Origin of the sequence: Pseudomonas sp. P5_152, assembly GCF_033989915.1 — a bacterium.
In the GTDB taxonomy this organism is placed as follows: Bacteria; Pseudomonadota; Gammaproteobacteria; order Pseudomonadales; family Pseudomonadaceae; genus Aquipseudomonas.
Genome location: NZ_JASFAH010000002.1, coordinates 2,379,888 through 2,395,391, shown reverse-complemented (window position 1 = coordinate 2,395,391; position 15,504 = coordinate 2,379,888). Strand labels below are relative to the sequence as shown.

At 64.2% G+C, this 15,504-nt stretch carries 13 protein-coding genes; 4 read left to right on the top strand and 9 right to left on the bottom strand.

Features of this window, described 5'->3' with window-relative positions; translation table 11 throughout:
• Positions 1-118 precede the first annotated feature (118 nt).
• Positions 119-2,263: a mechanosensitive ion channel family protein gene (locus QMK50_RS10910; protein WP_320333114.1), complete on the top strand. Its 2,145-nt coding sequence runs from the start codon at positions 119-121 to the stop codon at positions 2,261-2,263.
• Here the strand turns inward: QMK50_RS10910 and QMK50_RS10905 are convergent.
• Complete coding sequence (locus tag QMK50_RS10905; protein ID WP_320333113.1) at positions 2,260-6,606, bottom strand: DEAD/DEAH box helicase; 4,347 nt, start codon at positions 6,604-6,606, stop codon at positions 2,260-2,262. The two genes, QMK50_RS10910 and QMK50_RS10905, sit on opposite strands and share 4 nt — an antisense overlap.
• Before the next feature lie 221 nt (positions 6,607-6,827).
• On the opposite strand from QMK50_RS10905, the gene QMK50_RS10900 reads away from it, so the two are divergent.
• Together QMK50_RS10900 and QMK50_RS10895 are read left to right on the top strand one after the other, a co-directional pair.
• A complete protein-coding gene (locus QMK50_RS10900; protein ID WP_320333112.1) occupies positions 6,828-7,712 on the top strand; it encodes a sugar nucleotide-binding protein in 885 nt (294 codons plus the stop codon).
• The gene (locus QMK50_RS10895; RefSeq protein ID WP_320333111.1) at positions 7,705-8,634 is read left to right on the top strand and encodes an NAD-dependent epimerase/dehydratase family protein; all 930 of its coding nucleotides are present in this window, start codon (positions 7,705-7,707) and stop codon (positions 8,632-8,634) included. The genes QMK50_RS10900 and QMK50_RS10895 overlap by 8 nt, the downstream gene beginning before the upstream one ends.
• A 60-nt stretch (positions 8,635-8,694) precedes the next feature.
• On the opposite strand, the gene QMK50_RS10890 is transcribed toward QMK50_RS10895, so the two are convergent.
• The 5 genes from QMK50_RS10890 to QMK50_RS10870 form a co-directional block, all read right to left on the bottom strand.
• A complete protein-coding gene (locus QMK50_RS10890) occupies positions 8,695-9,393 on the bottom strand; it encodes an OmpW/AlkL family protein (protein ID WP_095166205.1) in 699 nt (232 codons plus the stop codon).
• A 184-nt stretch (positions 9,394-9,577) separates the two neighbouring features.
• Positions 9,578-10,096: a DUF3299 domain-containing protein gene (locus tag QMK50_RS10885; protein WP_095166207.1), complete on the bottom strand. Its 519-nt coding sequence runs from the start codon at positions 10,094-10,096 to the stop codon at positions 9,578-9,580.
• Positions 10,097-10,105: 9 nt separating this feature from the next.
• On the bottom strand, positions 10,106-11,371 hold the full coding sequence (locus QMK50_RS10880) for an ABC transporter permease (RefSeq protein WP_320333110.1): 1,266 nt from the start codon (positions 11,369-11,371) through the stop codon (positions 10,106-10,108).
• Position 11,372: 1 nt separating this feature from the next.
• Positions 11,373-12,083 (bottom strand): ABC transporter ATP-binding protein, encoded by a 711-nt coding sequence (locus QMK50_RS10875; protein WP_320333109.1) that lies wholly within the window; start codon positions 12,081-12,083, stop codon positions 11,373-11,375.
• A 130-nt stretch (positions 12,084-12,213) separates the two neighbouring features.
• Entirely contained in the window at positions 12,214-12,813 is a 600-nt protein-coding gene (locus QMK50_RS10870) for a DUF2796 domain-containing protein (RefSeq protein ID WP_320333108.1), read from the bottom strand.
• A gap of 133 nt (positions 12,814-12,946) precedes the next feature.
• Between QMK50_RS10870 and QMK50_RS10865 the strand changes: the two genes are divergently transcribed.
• Positions 12,947-13,306: a hypothetical protein gene (locus tag QMK50_RS10865; protein WP_320333107.1), complete on the top strand. Its 360-nt coding sequence runs from the start codon at positions 12,947-12,949 to the stop codon at positions 13,304-13,306.
• A gap of 55 nt (positions 13,307-13,361) precedes the next feature.
• Here QMK50_RS10865 and trxA read toward each other — a convergent pair whose 3' ends face one another.
• The 3 genes from trxA to QMK50_RS10850 form a co-directional block, all read right to left on the bottom strand.
• Positions 13,362-14,234, bottom strand: coding sequence for a thioredoxin (trxA, locus tag QMK50_RS10860; RefSeq protein WP_159998159.1), 873 nt, complete (start codon positions 14,232-14,234; stop codon positions 13,362-13,364).
• A 74-nt stretch (positions 14,235-14,308) separates the two neighbouring features.
• Positions 14,309-14,974: a class I SAM-dependent methyltransferase gene (locus QMK50_RS10855; protein WP_159998157.1), complete on the bottom strand. Its 666-nt coding sequence runs from the start codon at positions 14,972-14,974 to the stop codon at positions 14,309-14,311.
• Positions 14,971-15,435 carry a YbaY family lipoprotein gene (locus QMK50_RS10850; RefSeq protein ID WP_095166615.1) on the bottom strand — a complete coding sequence of 155 codons (465 nt, stop codon included), beginning with the start codon at positions 15,433-15,435 and terminating at the stop codon, positions 14,971-14,973. The genes QMK50_RS10855 and QMK50_RS10850 overlap by 4 nt, the downstream gene beginning before the upstream one ends.
• Positions 15,436-15,504 lie beyond the last annotated feature (69 nt).

Sequence of the window (15,504 nt, the reverse complement as noted above, 5' to 3'; positions counted from 1 at the left end):
GCGGTCAAACGCCTGGGCAGTGAAACCTTCATGGGGTTTTGCCGATCTACGCTTGTAGCGATCGCTCAAGGCTGCGATCTTCTGCACACATCACCTGGTCAAAAAGGAGCACCGCGTTTTGTCTCCAATCAAAACCGCGATCTGGCTCGCGCTACTGTTGTGTTGCGCCAGTCCTGCCTTGCAGGCGAATGCGCTACCGGCCATTGCGGCGGTTACCGGTAAAGAGCCGGCCGCAGCGTCCAAACCCGAACCGCTGGTGCAGGGCGGCCTGCTGGGCGCCATCAGTTCGAGCATCGACGATGTCCAGGAAAAGCTCGATCTTAACGAGCACCTGGTTCAAGCCTGGCGCCTGCGCGCGGACCGCGCGGTGGACGAGGTGGACCAACTGGTCAATCAACCTTCGCCGCGCTCGAGCTGGAGCGTGGTCGGCGATTTCCTCCTGCTGAGCGTGGTATGGGGCGGGGTGTTTGCGCTGCTCTGGTTGCTCGGTGGCCTGCTGGCCCGACGCCTGGCACGGCATCGCCTGTTGCTCACCCGTGAGCGTGGCCAGGCGTTGCTCGGTTACCTGCTGCCCTACACGCTGCCCGCCTTGATCAGCTTGCCCCTGACCCTGTACCTCAGTCATTTCCTGCCCGCATCGGCAGGCCGCGCACTCGCCTTGAGCCTGGCCTACGCCACCAGCGCCGGGATCTTTGTCGCCTCGCTGTTGCTGTCGCTGGTGGTGCTGTTCAACGTCGGGCATAAGCGCCAGGCAGTGCGCATCCTGCTGCAGAACAGCCCGCGGCCGTTGTTCGCCATGGGTTTTCTGGTGGCCCTGAGCGACGCCTTGACCAGCTCGCAGATCGCCAATCGCCTGGGGGACAACCTGACCAGCAGTATCGCGGTGTTCACCGGTATGTCGGCGTCGATCATCTTCGGCCTGCTGGTGATTCGCCTGCGCAGGCCGGTGGGTCAGTTGATCCGCATCCTGCCGCTGGCCCAGCGCCAGAAACAACCGGCATTGCGCGAGACCCTGCGGATCTTTTCCGGGGTCTGGTACTGGCCGATCCTGTTGATGGTGCTGGTGTCGCTGATCAACCTGATCGGCATCGGCGATGACAATCAGAAGGTCCTGCGCTGTGCCTTGTTCACCACGTTGCTGCTGATTGCCACGGTGTTTATCAGCACCATGCTGCAACACCTGTTCAAGTCCCGCAGCGCGCTGGCGGTGCAGCGCAGCGGTGCCTACAAGGAGCGTTTCCTGAGCCTGTCCCACGCCTTGCTGCGGATTGTCATGGCCATCGCCTTCATCGACATCCTGGGGCGGATCTGGGGCGTATCGTTGTTCGAGTTCGCGGTCAGCAACGCGATTGGCCGGGCGATCAGCGATTCGTTGAGCCGCATCGGCCTGATCTTCCTGGTGACCTGGCTGGTGTGGGTGGTACTCGACACGGCCATTCAGGAAGCCTTGAAGCCGCCGGTCAACAAGCGCAATGCGCGCCAGCCCAATACCCGGATCAAAACCATCCTGCCGCTGCTGCGCAACGCGATGAAAATCATCCTGGTGGTGATCTGCGCAATCACTACCATGGCCAACCTTGGGATCAACGTCGCACCGTTCCTGGCCGGTGCCGGGGTGGTGGGGCTGGCGATCGGTTTTGGTTCGCAGCAACTGGTACAGGATGTGATCACCGGGCTGTTCATCATCATCGAAGACACCCTGTCGATCGGCGACTGGGTGGTGCTCGACTCGGGGCATGCCGGCACGGTGGAGGGCCTGACCATCCGGACCCTGCGCCTGCGCGACGGCAAGGGCTTCGTGCATTCGGTGCCATTCGGCCAGATCAAGGCGGTCACCAACCAGTCGCGGCAATTCGCCTTTGCGTTTTTCTCGGTGCAGTTCACCTACGACACCGATGTCGACCAGGCCATCGCGCTGATCCGCGACGCGGGCCGTTCGATCAGCGAAGACCCGTTCCTCAAGTACAACCTGCAAGGCCCGCTGGAAGTGTTCGGGGTCGACAAGATGGACCTCAACGGGGTGATCCTGACGGCGCAGTTCCGCACGGTCTCCGGCGGCCAATATGCGGTGAACCGGGCGTTCAACCTGCGCTTGAAAAAGCTTGTGGATAACAGCCCATGGGTGCATTTCGCGCAGACTTATCCACAGCAGGTGCTGCTGCATGAGCGACACCTGGACCGACCCGAAGACAAGCATGAAGAGGCGGTCGCCGCCAAGGACAACTCAGCGCTGCTGATGCCCAATCCGAGCCACAGTTCTTAAGCGCTCGGCAGCCCAGGGTCGGCGACTGGCGCGAGCCGGTACTGGGTCAGCTTCTGCTGCAGCGCGCTGCGTTGTTGCAGGTCCAATTGCAGCCAGAAATGCTGTACGCCGGCGATCTCGGCCGCCGCCGGCAAGCCGTCGCGGTACACCAGTCGATTGCTGGCCAGGGCCGGGACTTTCTGCCCCGGCAGCAAGGTGCCGACCAGGTTCAGCGGATCAACCCCACAGACGCTGACCAGGCTGCCGTCATGGGGGCGGCGGCGCACTTCGCGCAACAGCGGGATGGCTTCGGGCAGGGCGAACTGCTCGCCGGCCAGGCCACTGACAAAACGTCCGCCGCGGATCTCCCCGCGTGCCTCCAGGCGATGAAAGGTGCGCAGCAATTCCCGCCAACTGGGCAGCCAGTCCGCTTCGCGCGCAAGCAAGCGCCAGAACACCACGCCGTAGCGGCGCAGCAAGGTCATGGCGATGTGTTCAAGGGTGCCTGCGGGTGTGCCGCGCGGGGCATCGCTGACGGGGGCGGCTGTGCGACGCAGCAGGGCCCAGCGTCCGGCATCGTCCATCCCACCGACCAGGGGCCCGCGCCCGCGTCGGCTGCTGCGGGCCTGGCGTTTGCTCGCCGGGGTGATCAGTGCGCGCAGGCCGGCAAAGCTGTCGGCATTCACCAGGCCGGCGCCGACCAACTCCTGCAAGGCGATCTCCAGTTCACTGCGCAGCAGGTGCGCCTCGTGCAGCAACTCATCAAAAAACAGCGCGCCGTGTTGGCTCAGGGCCTGATGGACTTTCTGGGTCTTGGGCGACAAATCCTCGACCTGTGCCTGTTCGGTCAAGCTGCTCCAGAGTGCCGCTTGCGCCCTGGGCAACAACACGATCGGCGTGCTGCGCAGGGCCACGCTGGCGGTCTTGTGGCGCGCGCTCAAGCGCGTCCAGACCAGCTTGCCGCTGCGGCACAGTTCATCCAGCCAGGTGGCCGAGTAGCCTTTGAGTCGCGCCGGCAACAGATCACTGTCCCAGGCCGAAGCCGCCGCCGGGTAACCTTCGAACTGCGCGACGATCACCGGCAACATGGCGTTGCCCTGGCCTTGGGTTGTCGCGGACAGGTGCTGCCAGTCAAACAGAAATCGCATGAAGTCCTGCAGGGCCACCGGTTCGATTTCCCGGCGCAGGCGCTTGACCGTGTAGCGATGGATCCGCGCCAGTAGATGCCGCTCGCACCACTGTTCCTGCGTCGTGCCTGGGCTGAAGCGCCCACGCAATACGTAACCGTCGCGCTCCAGTTGGGCCAGGCCTTGCTCGACCAACAGCGGCATCAGCCCCAGGGCGGCGGCAATCTCACTCAGGGGCAGTGGGCCGAAGGCGCTGAGCCGGGCGCGGAGCAGCTCCACCAGCGCCTCATCAGGTGCCCACAGCTGGTCAAAGCCTGGTAGCGGATGGAGCGGCGGTTGCAGCAGCGCCTGTGGATAAACTCCTTGCAGGCAGCTCAGGCGCTCCAGCGCCAGCCACAGGCCATGTTCGGCATCGATGGCCAGGCGGCTGGCGCGGCCTTGCTCGGCCAGCTCCCGTAGCCACGGCAGCCATCGATCGTTCTGCTGCACCTCGTTGTCGGTGATGGCTCCCAGGCTCATCAGCGCTTCATGCATTTCATCGACGCTGGCGGGTTGCGGCCAGGCCTCTTCGCGCACCGACTCGATCGCCTGCGGGTCCAGGGCGCCGAGGTCATCGGTCGCCTGCGGATCGCTCCAGCGACGGCTGAGCACCGCTTGCGTGCGACGTTCCTCCAGAGGCGCATCGTCAAGAAAGGTGTAGGGCCGGGCGTTGAGGATTTCCGCTGCCAGGGGCGAAGGGGCGGGCAGGTCGCGACTGATCAACCGCAGTTCGCCCTGCTCCATGCGCCGCAACAAGGCCAGCCAGCCGTTGCAGTCCATGGCTTCGTGCAGGCAGTCGTCGAGGGTTTGCTCAACCAGTGGGTGATCGGGAATTTCCCGTTCACCGGCGAGGTTTTCCAGGCAGGCGATCTGGTCGGGAAACACGCTGGCGATCAAGTCTTCACTTTTCATCCGCTGGATCTGCGGCGCCACCTTGCGGCCTGCGCTGTAGCGCGGCAGCGCCAGGGCCACGCCGGCATTCCAGCGCCAGCGCACGCCGAACAGCGGTGCGTCGAGCACTGCCTGGACGAGGATCTGCTCGGCGCTGTTGCTGTGCAGGTAACGCCAGACGTCCTGCAGTTCAAAACTGTGGCTGGTGGACAGCGACAGGACGATGGCGTCCTCGCTGGCGGCGGCCTGCAATTCGAAGTTGAAGGTGCGGCAGAAGCGCTTGCGCAAGGCCAGGCCCCAGGCGCGGTTGATGCGGCTCCCGAAGGGAGTGTGGATGATCAGTTGGGTGCCGCCGGACTCATCGAAAAAGCGCTCCATCAGCAGCGTGTCCTGGGACGGCAGGGCGCCGAGGGCCAGGCGCGCGGGGGCCAGGTAGTCCACCAGTTGTTCGGCGCAGGCCAGGTTCAGGCCAAGGGTCGCGGTCAGCCAGGCCAGGCTCGGTTGCAAGTCGCCGGACGTGGCGCCCAGCAGTTGGTCGAGCTGGGCGTGCAGGCGCGCCACGGCGTAGGACAACTCGGCGCTGCGCCCCGGTGCTTCGCCCAGCCAGAACGGGATGGTGGGCGGTTGGCCCTGGGCGTCCTCGACCCGCACCTTGCCGGTTTCGACCCGCAGGATCCGGTAGGAGCTGTTGCCCAATTGGAAGACATCGCCGGCGATACTCTCCACCGCGAAGTCTTCGTTGACGCTGCCGATGTTCAGCCCCTGGGGCTCCAGCAACACGCTGTAGTCGGCGTTGTCGGGAATCGTCCCGCCGCTGGTCACGGCGGTCAGCCGGGCCCCGCGGCGGCCGCGCAAGGAACCGCTGACGGCGTCGCGGTGCAGGTACGCACTGCGGATGCCTTGGCGACCGTTGTAGCCTTCGGCAAGCATCTTCAGCACGGCCTGGTAATGCGCCTGGTCCAGCGCGGCGTAGGGTGAGGCGCGGCGCAGGGTGTCGAACAGCGCCTGCTCCGGCCATTCCTGGCAACTGACTTCGGCGATGATCTGCTGGGCGAGTACGTCCAGCGGCGCGACGGGGATCAGCAGGCTATCGAGCTCGCCTCGGCGCACGCAGTCGAGCAGGGCGGCGCATTCGATCAGGTCGTCGCGGGTGGTGGCGAACAGGCGCCCCTTGGGCGTGCCGCCAACCTGGTGCCCGGAGCGGCCGACCCGTTGCAGGAACCCGGCAATCGAGCGCGGCGAGGCGATCTGGCAGACCAGTTCGACGTCGCCGATGTCGATCCCCAGTTCCAGCGACGCAGTGGCGATCAGCACCTGCAGCTCGCCGCGCTTGAGTCGTTGCTCGGCATCCAGGCGAAACTCCTTGGCCAGGCTGCCGTGGTGCGCGGCCACCGCGTGCTTGCCCAGGCGTTCGCTGAGGTGGCGGCTCAAGCGTTCGGCAAGGCGCCGGGTGTTGACGAAGACCAGGGTGGTGCGGTGCTCGCGGGCGAGGGTGGCGATGCGCTCATAGACCAGCTCCCAGACATCGTTGGCCATCACTGCCGACAACGGCACGGGCGGCACTTCGATGTCCAGGTCCCGGGGGCGGGCGTGGCCGATGTCGACGATGTCACAGGCGCGTCCAGTGCCCACCAGGAATCGCGACACCGCGTCGATGGGCTTTTGCGTGGCAGACAGGCCGATGCGCAGCAGCGGCTCGCGGCACAACGCCTGCAAGCGCTCCAGGCTCAGGGCCAGGTGGCTGCCGCGCTTGCTGGCGGCCATGGCGTGGATTTCATCGACGATCACCGTGCGGGTGCTGGCGAGCATTCGTCGGCCCGAGTCGGAGCCGAGCAGCACGTAGAGCGATTCCGGGGTGGTCACCAGAATGTGCGGCGCGCTTTTACGCATCGCCGTGCGCTCCTTTTGCGGGGTATCGCCGGTGCGCACCGCGGTGCTGATCTGCAATTCGGGCAGTCCCTGCTGTTGCAGTTGCGCAGTGATGCCGGCCAGCGGGGTCTGCAGGTTGAGCTGGATGTCGTTGGACAGCGCCTTGAGGGGCGAGACGTAGACCACCCGGGTTTCGTCAGGCAACTCGCCGCCCAGGGCCAGGCCTTGCCGGACCAGGTCGTCGATCACCGCCAGAAACGCGGTGAGGGTCTTGCCGGAGCCGGTGGGCGCGGCAATCAGGGTCGAGCGGCGCTGGCGGATCAAGGGCCACGCGCGCGCCTGGGCGGCAGTGACCGTCGCGAAAGTGCTGCTGAACCAGGCGCTGACGGCGGGGTGAAAGCCGTCGAGGACGCTGTCGGCGGACTCGGGGAGATTCATGGGCTCAGTTATGCGACGGCCCGGCCCAAGTTGCAAGTCCGCGCGCAGTGCGGCCCAGCGCTGCCCCTGGCTGCGACTGCAAAGGCTGCGGTTGGCAGTTTATAAGTGACGGTTGCGTATTAAACCCGCAAAATGTAACGATTCCGGCAACTCTCAACGACAACGCCTGCGGGCGCTGTCGCTACACTCATCGTTTCAAACAGACTGGGCCTGCTGACTCTATGCGAATGCGCCTTATGTTACTGGGTGGCGGAAATGCCCTTGGGCAGGCGCTGATTCGCCTCGGTGCGGAGGAAGACATCGGTTTCCTCGCCCCCCGTCCACCGCAAGACGGCTGGGATGCCGCGAGCCTGACCCAACTGCTCGACGACACTCGCCCGGACGCGCTGATCAACCTCGCCTACTACTTCGACTGGTTCCAGGCCGAGCAGGTGCCCGAGGCGCGCCTGGCCGGGCAGGAACGAGCAGTCGAGCGCCTGGCGGAATTGTGCCAGCACCACAACATCGTCCTGCTCCAGCCTTCTAGCTATCGAGTGTTCGATGGCTCGCGGGCTACTGCCTACAGTGAAAAGGACGAGCCGGTGCCGCTGGGCCTGCGTGGCCAGGCGTTGTGGCGCATCGAGCAGAGCGTGCGCGCAACCTGCCCGCAACACGTGATGCTGCGGTTTGGCTGGTTACTCGATGACAGTGCCGATGGCGCACTGGGACGCTTCCTGGCACGTGCCGAACAGCCTGAAGAGCTGCTGATGGCCGATGACCGACGGGGCAACCCAACCCCGGTAGACGACGCCGCACGGGTGATCATTTCGGTGCTCAAGCAACTCGATTGCGCGGCGCCGCTGTGGGGCACCTATCACTACGCGGGACACGAGGCGACCACGCCGCTGGCGCTGGGCCAGGCCATCCTGACCGAGGCCCGCACCCTGCATCCGCTGGCCATTGAAGCACCGACCGCGCAGGCCCATGCCGCGCGTCCGGATGCCGCCGAAGAACCGCAACACGCGGTCCTGGCCTGCAAGAAAATTCTGCACACCTTCGGGATCAAGCCGCGCGCCTGGCGTGCCGCGCTCCCGGGCTTACTGGATAGGTTTTATCGTCATGGCTGAAGGCCCTGTATTAATCACCGGCGGTGCCGGTTTCATTGGCTCGCACCTCGCCGACGCCCTGCTTGCCAAGGGCTACTCGGTGCGTGTGCTCGATGACCTGTCCACCGGCAAGCGCAGCAACCTGCAACTGGACGATCCACGTATCGAGTTGATCGAAGGCGACGTCGCCGATGCTGCCCTGGTGGCCAAGGTGATGGTCGGTTGTTGTGCCGTGGCGCACCTGGCTGCCGTGGCTTCCGTGCAGGACTCGGTGGACGATCCGGTGCGTACGCACCAGAGCAATTTCATTGGCACCCTGAACGTCTGTGAAGCCATGCGCCAGGCTGGGGTCAAGCGTGTGCTGTTTGCCTCGAGCGCGGCGATCTATGGCAACAATGGCGAAGGCCAGTCGATCGACGAAGACACCGCCAAGGCGCCGCTCACGCCCTACGCTTCGGACAAGCTGGCGGGTGAGTACTACCTCGATTTCTACCGCCGCCAGCATGGCCTGGAGCCCGCGGTGTTTCGCTTCTTCAACATCTTCGGCCCGCGCCAGGATCCGTCGTCGCCGTACTCCGGGGTGATCAGCATTTTCAGCGAGCGCGCGGTCAAGGGGCTGCCGATCACCGTGTTCGGCGATGGCGAGCAGACTCGTGATTTTGTCTATGTCGAAGACTTGGTAGACCTGCTGGTGCAGGCTATCGAAGCGCCTACGCTGGAAGTCGGTGCGGTCAACGTCGGCTGGAACCAGGCCACCACCCTCAAGCAAATGCTCCAGGCGTTGCGCGAAGTGGTCGGCGACTTACCGCCGATCACCTACGGCCCGGCCCGTTCGGGCGATATCCGCCATTCGCGGGCGAACAACCAGCGCCTGCTGCAGCGCTTCACCTTCCCCGAGCAAACGCCAATGAGCGTCGGTCTGGCCCGCCTGCTGGGTCGCTAGGGGTTTTACGAGAACAAAAAAGGCGCCTGATTAGAGGCGCCTTTTTTTTGCGGGTGTGGCTTAGAACTTGTAGCCCAGGCCAACCATGTAGACCCATGGGTCCACATCGATATCGACCTTGGCGCGGGTGCCTGGCGCGACAGCGTTGTTATCCACATAACCGGTGGTGTCGATGTCGATGTAGCGCACCTGGCCGTTGATCATGATGTTGTCGGTCAGCATGTAGTCGGCACCGACCTGCCATGCCACGCCCCAGGTGTTTTTCGCCCGGAAGTTGTCGAAGCCGTTGGCGCTGGCCTGGCTGCCGACGTGTTCGTCATAGATCCAGGTGTAGTTGATGCCCGCGCCCACGTAGGGTTGGAACACCGATTTGTGATCCAGCGGGTAGTACACCAGGCTCAGGGTCGGCGGCAGGTGCTTCAAGGAGCCGAGCTTGCCGTTGGCCGCAGGGAGTGCGGTGCCTTTGAGTTTGACGTCATGCTCGAACGGCGTTGCCGCCAGCAGCTCGATCCCCAGGTTGTTGGTGATCATGTACGCGAAGTTCAGGCCCAATTGCGTGTCGCTGCTCATTGTCGCCTTGCCGCCCAGGTCGGTACCCGCCAGCGGGCCGCGATCGACCTTGACGCTGGAGCTGTCGGCCTTCGGATTAACGGTGATGGCACCGGCCCGGACGATGATATCGCCGGCTTCGTGGGCTTGGGCGGACGGGGCTGCAAGCGCGAATGCAATGAGGGAAGCGCTAAGCAATGACTTGTGCATGGGGGCTCCAAGGGACAATTTGAATTCTATATCCCATTTTATGGAGGGATCCGACCTGGGACGTTGACGCAGCTCAATGAAAGCGTGATGGCGCATTAAGATCGTTGCTCGGATGAGCGGTCGTCGTCAGCGCCGGCTTGAGCGTAGACGCAAGTTCAGGTCAGTCCATGAAAACTTCGCAGTTTCACTCCTGCAATTCGTACACGTAGATCTTCTGGGCATCCATCTGGTACCCGGCATCCGCCAGTTCGCTGGTGGAGGCTTTGACCTGCATTGCGCCTTCAATCCAGTACGGCTGGTACAACTCTTCGAGCTTGACCCCGATCTCGCTCCGGACATGCACGATCTGGTTCGACGGCGGTGGGGGCACGTGGATGCAGGCGCCGAAATACGGCACCAGCAAAAACTCGGTGGTGCGTCCTGCCTCATTGACCTCCAGCGGTACGATGTAGCCGGGCAACCGAATGGCCTGGCCGTCGAGGGTCTGCACCACTGGTGCGTTGGGCAGGTCCTGCCGGGCGGCCGGCGCTGACTCGGCCGACAAGGCGTCGCTCATCTGCGACAGGTCGTGCAGCGGTTTCATGTTCGGCACTTCGGCGGGCGCGTCCGGCGGAATCATCTCCGACCAGGTCAGGTCCCTGGGTTCGGCCGCCCACAGGGGCAGGGCGACCAGCATCAACAGCGCAAGCAGAGCGCGGGGCATTTTACGTCCTCATAAACGGATCGACAGACCGTCGGCCAGCGATTGCCGGTAGGCCCGCCAGGCAGGCACGCTGCCCATCAGCAGCGCGGCAAGCAGGATGCCACCGAGCAGCGTCCATTCATACTCGCTTGGCCAGGACAACGGCAGAAACAGGCCGTAGTTGGACTGCACGTAACCTTGCGCCAGGGCGATGCACAGGTACAGCAGGCCGAGGCCGGCGATCACCCCCGACAGCGCCAGCGCAAAGGCCTCCAGCACCAGCAGCGTGGCGATATGCCAGGGCCTGGCGCCGACCGAACGCAGGATCGCCATTTCCCGTCGGCGTTCGTTGAGGCTGGTGAGGATCGCCGTGAGCATGCCGATCAAGCCGGTCAGCACTACGAACAGGGACACCACGAACAGCGCTTTTTCAGCGGTGCCCATCAGGCTCCAGAGTTCCTGCAAGGCCACGCCCGGCAGGATCGCCAGCATCGGTTCGCCACGAAATTCATTGATCTCGCGTTGCAGGGAGAAAGTCGCGATCTTGCTGTTGAGGCCGAGCATGAACGCAGTGATGGCCAGGGGCGTGAGGTCCATGTTGCGCGCCTGGTCGGCGCTGATCCGGCCATCGCCACGCGCCGGCACGCCGTTGTGCCAATCGACATGGATCGCCTCCATGCCCCCGAGGCTGATGTGCAGCGTGCGGTCCACCGGGGTGCCAGTGCGCTTGAGAATGCCGACCACGGTGAAGGGCTTGTCGTCATGCTTGACCAGGCTGATCACCGCCACGCCGTGGGCCAGTACCAGTTGGTCGCCGAGTTTGTAGTGCAGCGCGTCGGCCACTTCCGCGCCCAGTACCACCTCGAACGGATCCGTGGCAAAGGCCCGGCCGCTGGCCAGTTGCAGGTGTTGCTGGCGGCCGTATTGGTAATGTTGGAAGTAGGCGTCAGTGGTGCCCATCACCCGATAGCCGCGATGGGAGTCGCCAAGGGAAATCGGGATTGCCCATTTCACCTTGGGGTTATTGGCGAAGTGCTCGAAGCTGTCCCAGCGGATGTTGTTGGTGGCATTGCCGATCCGAAACACCGAGTACAGCAGCAGGTTCACCGAACCGGAGCGGGCGCCGACGATCAGGTCCGTGCCGCTGATGGTGCTGGCGAAACTGGCGCGCGCTTCGGTGCGCACCCGCTCCACGGCCAGCAGCAGGCAGACCGACAGGGCGATGGCGAGGGCCGTGAGGATGGCGGTGAAGCGGCGGTTAGCCAGGCTGGCCATGGCTAGACGGAACAGATACATCTCAGACCTCTGTGGGCGTGGCGGCGCGATTGAGTTCGGCCAGCGACAGGTGACGATCGAACAGCGGCGCCAGGCTCTGGTCGTGGCTGACGAACAACAGGCTGGAACCGGCTTCCCGGCATTCGGCGAACAGCAGGCGGATGAAGGCCTCGCGGGCGTCGTAGTCGAGGGCCGAGGTCGGCTCGTCGGCGATCACCAGTTCCGGCTGGCCGATCAGTGCGCGGGCAGCGGCGACGCGTTGCTGTTGGCCAATCGACAGGGAGTCGGCCCGTCGACCAAGCAGGCCTGGATCCTTGAGCCCCAGGTGCGCGAGCAGCGTCGCGGCGGCGCTGTCGACGCTGCCATGACGCTGGATCGCGCGGTTGGCGCGCACGCGGGAGAAGTGGCAGGGCAACTCGACGTTTTCGCGCACCGAGAGAAACGGCAGCAGGTTGAACTGCTGGAAAATGTAGCCCGTGTGGTCGACCCGAAAACGATCCCGGGCACCGGCCGAGAGGTCCGTCAGTTCTTGCCCGAGCAAACGGATGCTGCCGCGATTGGGCTTCTGCACGCCGCCGAGCAGGCCCAGCAGGGTGGTCTTGCCGCTGCCGCTGGGGCCTTTGAGAAACAGGGTTTCACCGGCCTCCAGGCGAAACGCCGGGATGTCCAGCAAGGGCGGGTGACCGGGCCAATGGAAGCCCAGGTCGGTCAGTTCGATGAGTGCTTGGGTCATGTGAAACCGGTCTGGTTGGTGGTGAACCCCTGTAGGAGCGAGCCTGCTCGCGATGGTGTATCAGTCGATACCAAAGTATCTGACACTCCATCGCGAGCAGGCTCGCTCCTACAGGGGATCTTCGGTGGATTCAGAATTTAAGCGCAGCCGCCTTGGCCGTCACCTCGACCCCTTGCTGGCCGTTGGGGCTGATGAGTTGTACCTGAATTTTCTGGGTGGCGGGGAAGGTCTTGAACACCTGGGCCAGGTCCAGGCTCTTCAGCGCATCCGGTTGGCTGCAGGTGAACTGGTAATGCGCGTGGATTTCGCTGTGGTCATGCTGGTGTTCATGACCCTCGGCGTCCTTGGCGTCTGCGTGGTCGTGGTCATCGTCGGCGTCCGGTTTGTCACCGAACAGCGGGCTGTTCAGCTCCTGCTGGCTGAGCACGCAGTTGGCGGCCTGCGGCAGGCTGAACAGCACCAGCGGCTGCTCCAGTTGTGCCCGTACCGCGGCAACCTTGGCCTTGTCTGCCGGCGTGCTGGCGGCGTGCTCGAAGCCCACCAGGTTCATCGCCGGGCTGTCCAGTTCCAGTTCCAGGGTCTGGCCATCCAGCGCCGCGTTCAAGCGCCCGACGCCATGTTCGTGGGCACCGAGGCTGGCGTGTTGATGATCATGGTCATGTTCGTCGGCCGCCTGGGCGATGGCCAGCGGCAACAGGGCAAACGGCAAAGCGAGGAGCAGACGGCGCATGGAAAGTCTCCGGGGCGGAAGTTAACTGTTTTGTTATGTGATCTTATAACAATCTCGGCGGGAGTTTGACTGCATGCTTGGCGTTGCGCAAGACGCGTGGGAGCATGTTCGTCATAAACCTGAGGAAAGCCCAATGTTGCGCATACGTGGAAGCATCGGCGACTGGCCGGTGGACTTGACCCTGGAGCTCGATGATGGCGATTGGGCGAAACTTGGCGCGCAGTTGCAGGTGAGTAAGGTCGACGGTGTAGAGCCCGCCGCCAGCGTTGCGGCGAAACCGGCCAATCCGGACGACGCCCAGTGGCAGTTGGCCAAGGCGTTACTGCGCAAGTCCGGGCAACTGAGTGGGCCGGATCTGCTCGAGCAACTGGAAGGACTGACCGGCAGCGCGGTAGCTGGCAAGCGCCTATTGGTGCGCCTGCGCCACTGCGCCGAGGTCAAGGTGCTGAGCGGCGGCGATACACCGCTCTATAGCTGGATAGAGCCGTCGTAGGCGCATGTTTTCCACGCGGCCAAGCTCGCTCCTACAGGGTTGCGCTTGATGCGGATCAGTACAGCGCAGCGAACAACTTGCGGCGGTAGGTGGTGACCAGCGGGTGATCGTTGCCCAGCAGCTCAAACACCTGCAGCAGGGTCTTGTGCGGCAAACCTTCGCTGTAGCTGCGGTTGCGGATGAACAACTTGAGCAGCGAGTCCAGCGCCGGGTCGTATTGTTGGCGGGCCAGTTGCTGGATCGCCAGTTGATAGACCGCTTCGTCGTCCTGTGGATTCTGTGCCAGGCGCGCTTTCAGGTCGGCCACATCCGGCAGGTTCGCTGCCTGGCCGAGGAACTGGATCTGCGCCTTGGCGCCCGCCAGTGCGGCCTTGTGCTCATCGCTCTTGACCGCATCCAGCACGGCCTGGGCTTCGCCAAGCTCGCCGCGTTCGGTCAGGCAGCGGGCATAGAGGATCAGTGCGCCGGCGTGGCTGTTGTCTTCTCCCAACAGCACTTTGAGCGCGGCCTCGGCCTCGGCAAAGCGGCCCTCGTCGAACAACCCCTGGGCCTGTTCGAACGGATCGGCCGCGGGTGGCGGTGGCATCTGTACATGGGGTTCAAGCAATGCGCGCACCGCGGATTCGGGTTGCGCGCCGGCAAAACCGTCCACCGGCTGGCCGTCCTTGAACAGCACCACGGTCGGTAGGCTGCGAATACCAAAGCGCGCCACGACGTCTGGCTCGGCATCACAATTGACCTTGGCCAGCAGCAACTCGCCCTGGTAACTCTCGGCGATGGTTTGCAGCATCGGCATCAGCGCCTTGCACGGTGCACACCATTCAGCCCAGAAATCCACCAGCACGGGCTTGTGGAACGAGTTCTCGATCACCGACTGCTCGAAATCAGCGGTGGTGGCGTCGAAGATGTACGGCGTGTCTTGACTCATGGGGTATCTCGAAAAAACGTGGATGGGGCAACTATAAAGCTTGGTGGGGTTGGCCGAAAGCGCAGGCAGCCGGGTCAATCCGTAACGCAGCGGGCAGCATGGTACAGGCTCACATGGCGAAACTCTTCAGGCTCGGCCAGGTCGGGCAAGGTCATGGCCTCGAGCATCTCCAGCCGCCGGTAGAGCGGATGCGAGAAGTCGCGCACCCGTGAGTCGGCGACCAGGGCTTCGCGGCCTCGGCTGAGGAAAGCGTCGAGCAGCGGCAGGTTGGCGCGGTCATACAGCACGTCAGCCACCAGGATCAGGTCGAAACGATCGGCCTCGGCGAAAAAGTCCGTTGAATAGCTGAGTTCAACCCCATTGAGCCGGGCATTGGCCCGGCAGGCGGCGAGTGCCAGGGGATCGAGGTCGCAGGCCACCACTTCGAGGGCACCGGCCTTGACCGCCGCAATCCCCGCCACCCCGGAACCGGCACCGAAATCCAGCACCCGCTTGCCAGCGACCCACTGTGGGTGGGCGGCCAGGTAGCGCGCCACTGCCAGGCCGCTGGCCCAGCAGAAACTCCAGTACGGCGGTTCATGCAGGATTCGTCGGGTTTCTTCCGGGCTGAAGGCACGGTCCATGTTGTCGCCGTCGATCAGCCACAGTTGCAGCTCGGTATCCGGCAGCGGGCAGGGCACCAGTTGCGCATCGCCGAGCAGTTCACTCAGGGCGTGTTGCAGGTCGAGCGGTGCCGTCATGGTGCTTTGACGAATTGCAATTGCCCCAGAGCCTGGGAAGTCGGCTGGAAAATTCGTTGCGAGGGCAGGTGCAGGATCAGTTGCCCGGATTGGCTGGCGCGCCCGCGCAGCTCGACCCGCGCGCCGGCGGGAAAGGCTTCGGGGTTGAAGCGCAGGTGAAACGGCAGGGCCTGGTTGTTGCCGACCAGGTTGGCGCTGGCCAGCAACTGCTGCGGCCGCGAACGCTCGTCGACCACCAGCAGCGCCAGTTCGACTTCGGCCCCCGCTGGCACACCCTGCAACGAACCGCTCAGTTCGCGCTGGTAAGCCGGCAGCGGACCCTGGTCGGCGGACGCCTGGGCCTTCTTCTGGGCCATCTGCGGCGCGGGGCCGGATGCCGGTTCTGCGGGCTTGGGCGCATCACTGCTACAGGCCACCAGCAGGCTGACGAAACTGAGTAAAACAAGCGGTCGTAGCGGCATTTGCGGCTCCAGCGAGGTGAAATCCATGGATCAAGCACTATAGCCCGTCTGTATACCGTAAACCCTATG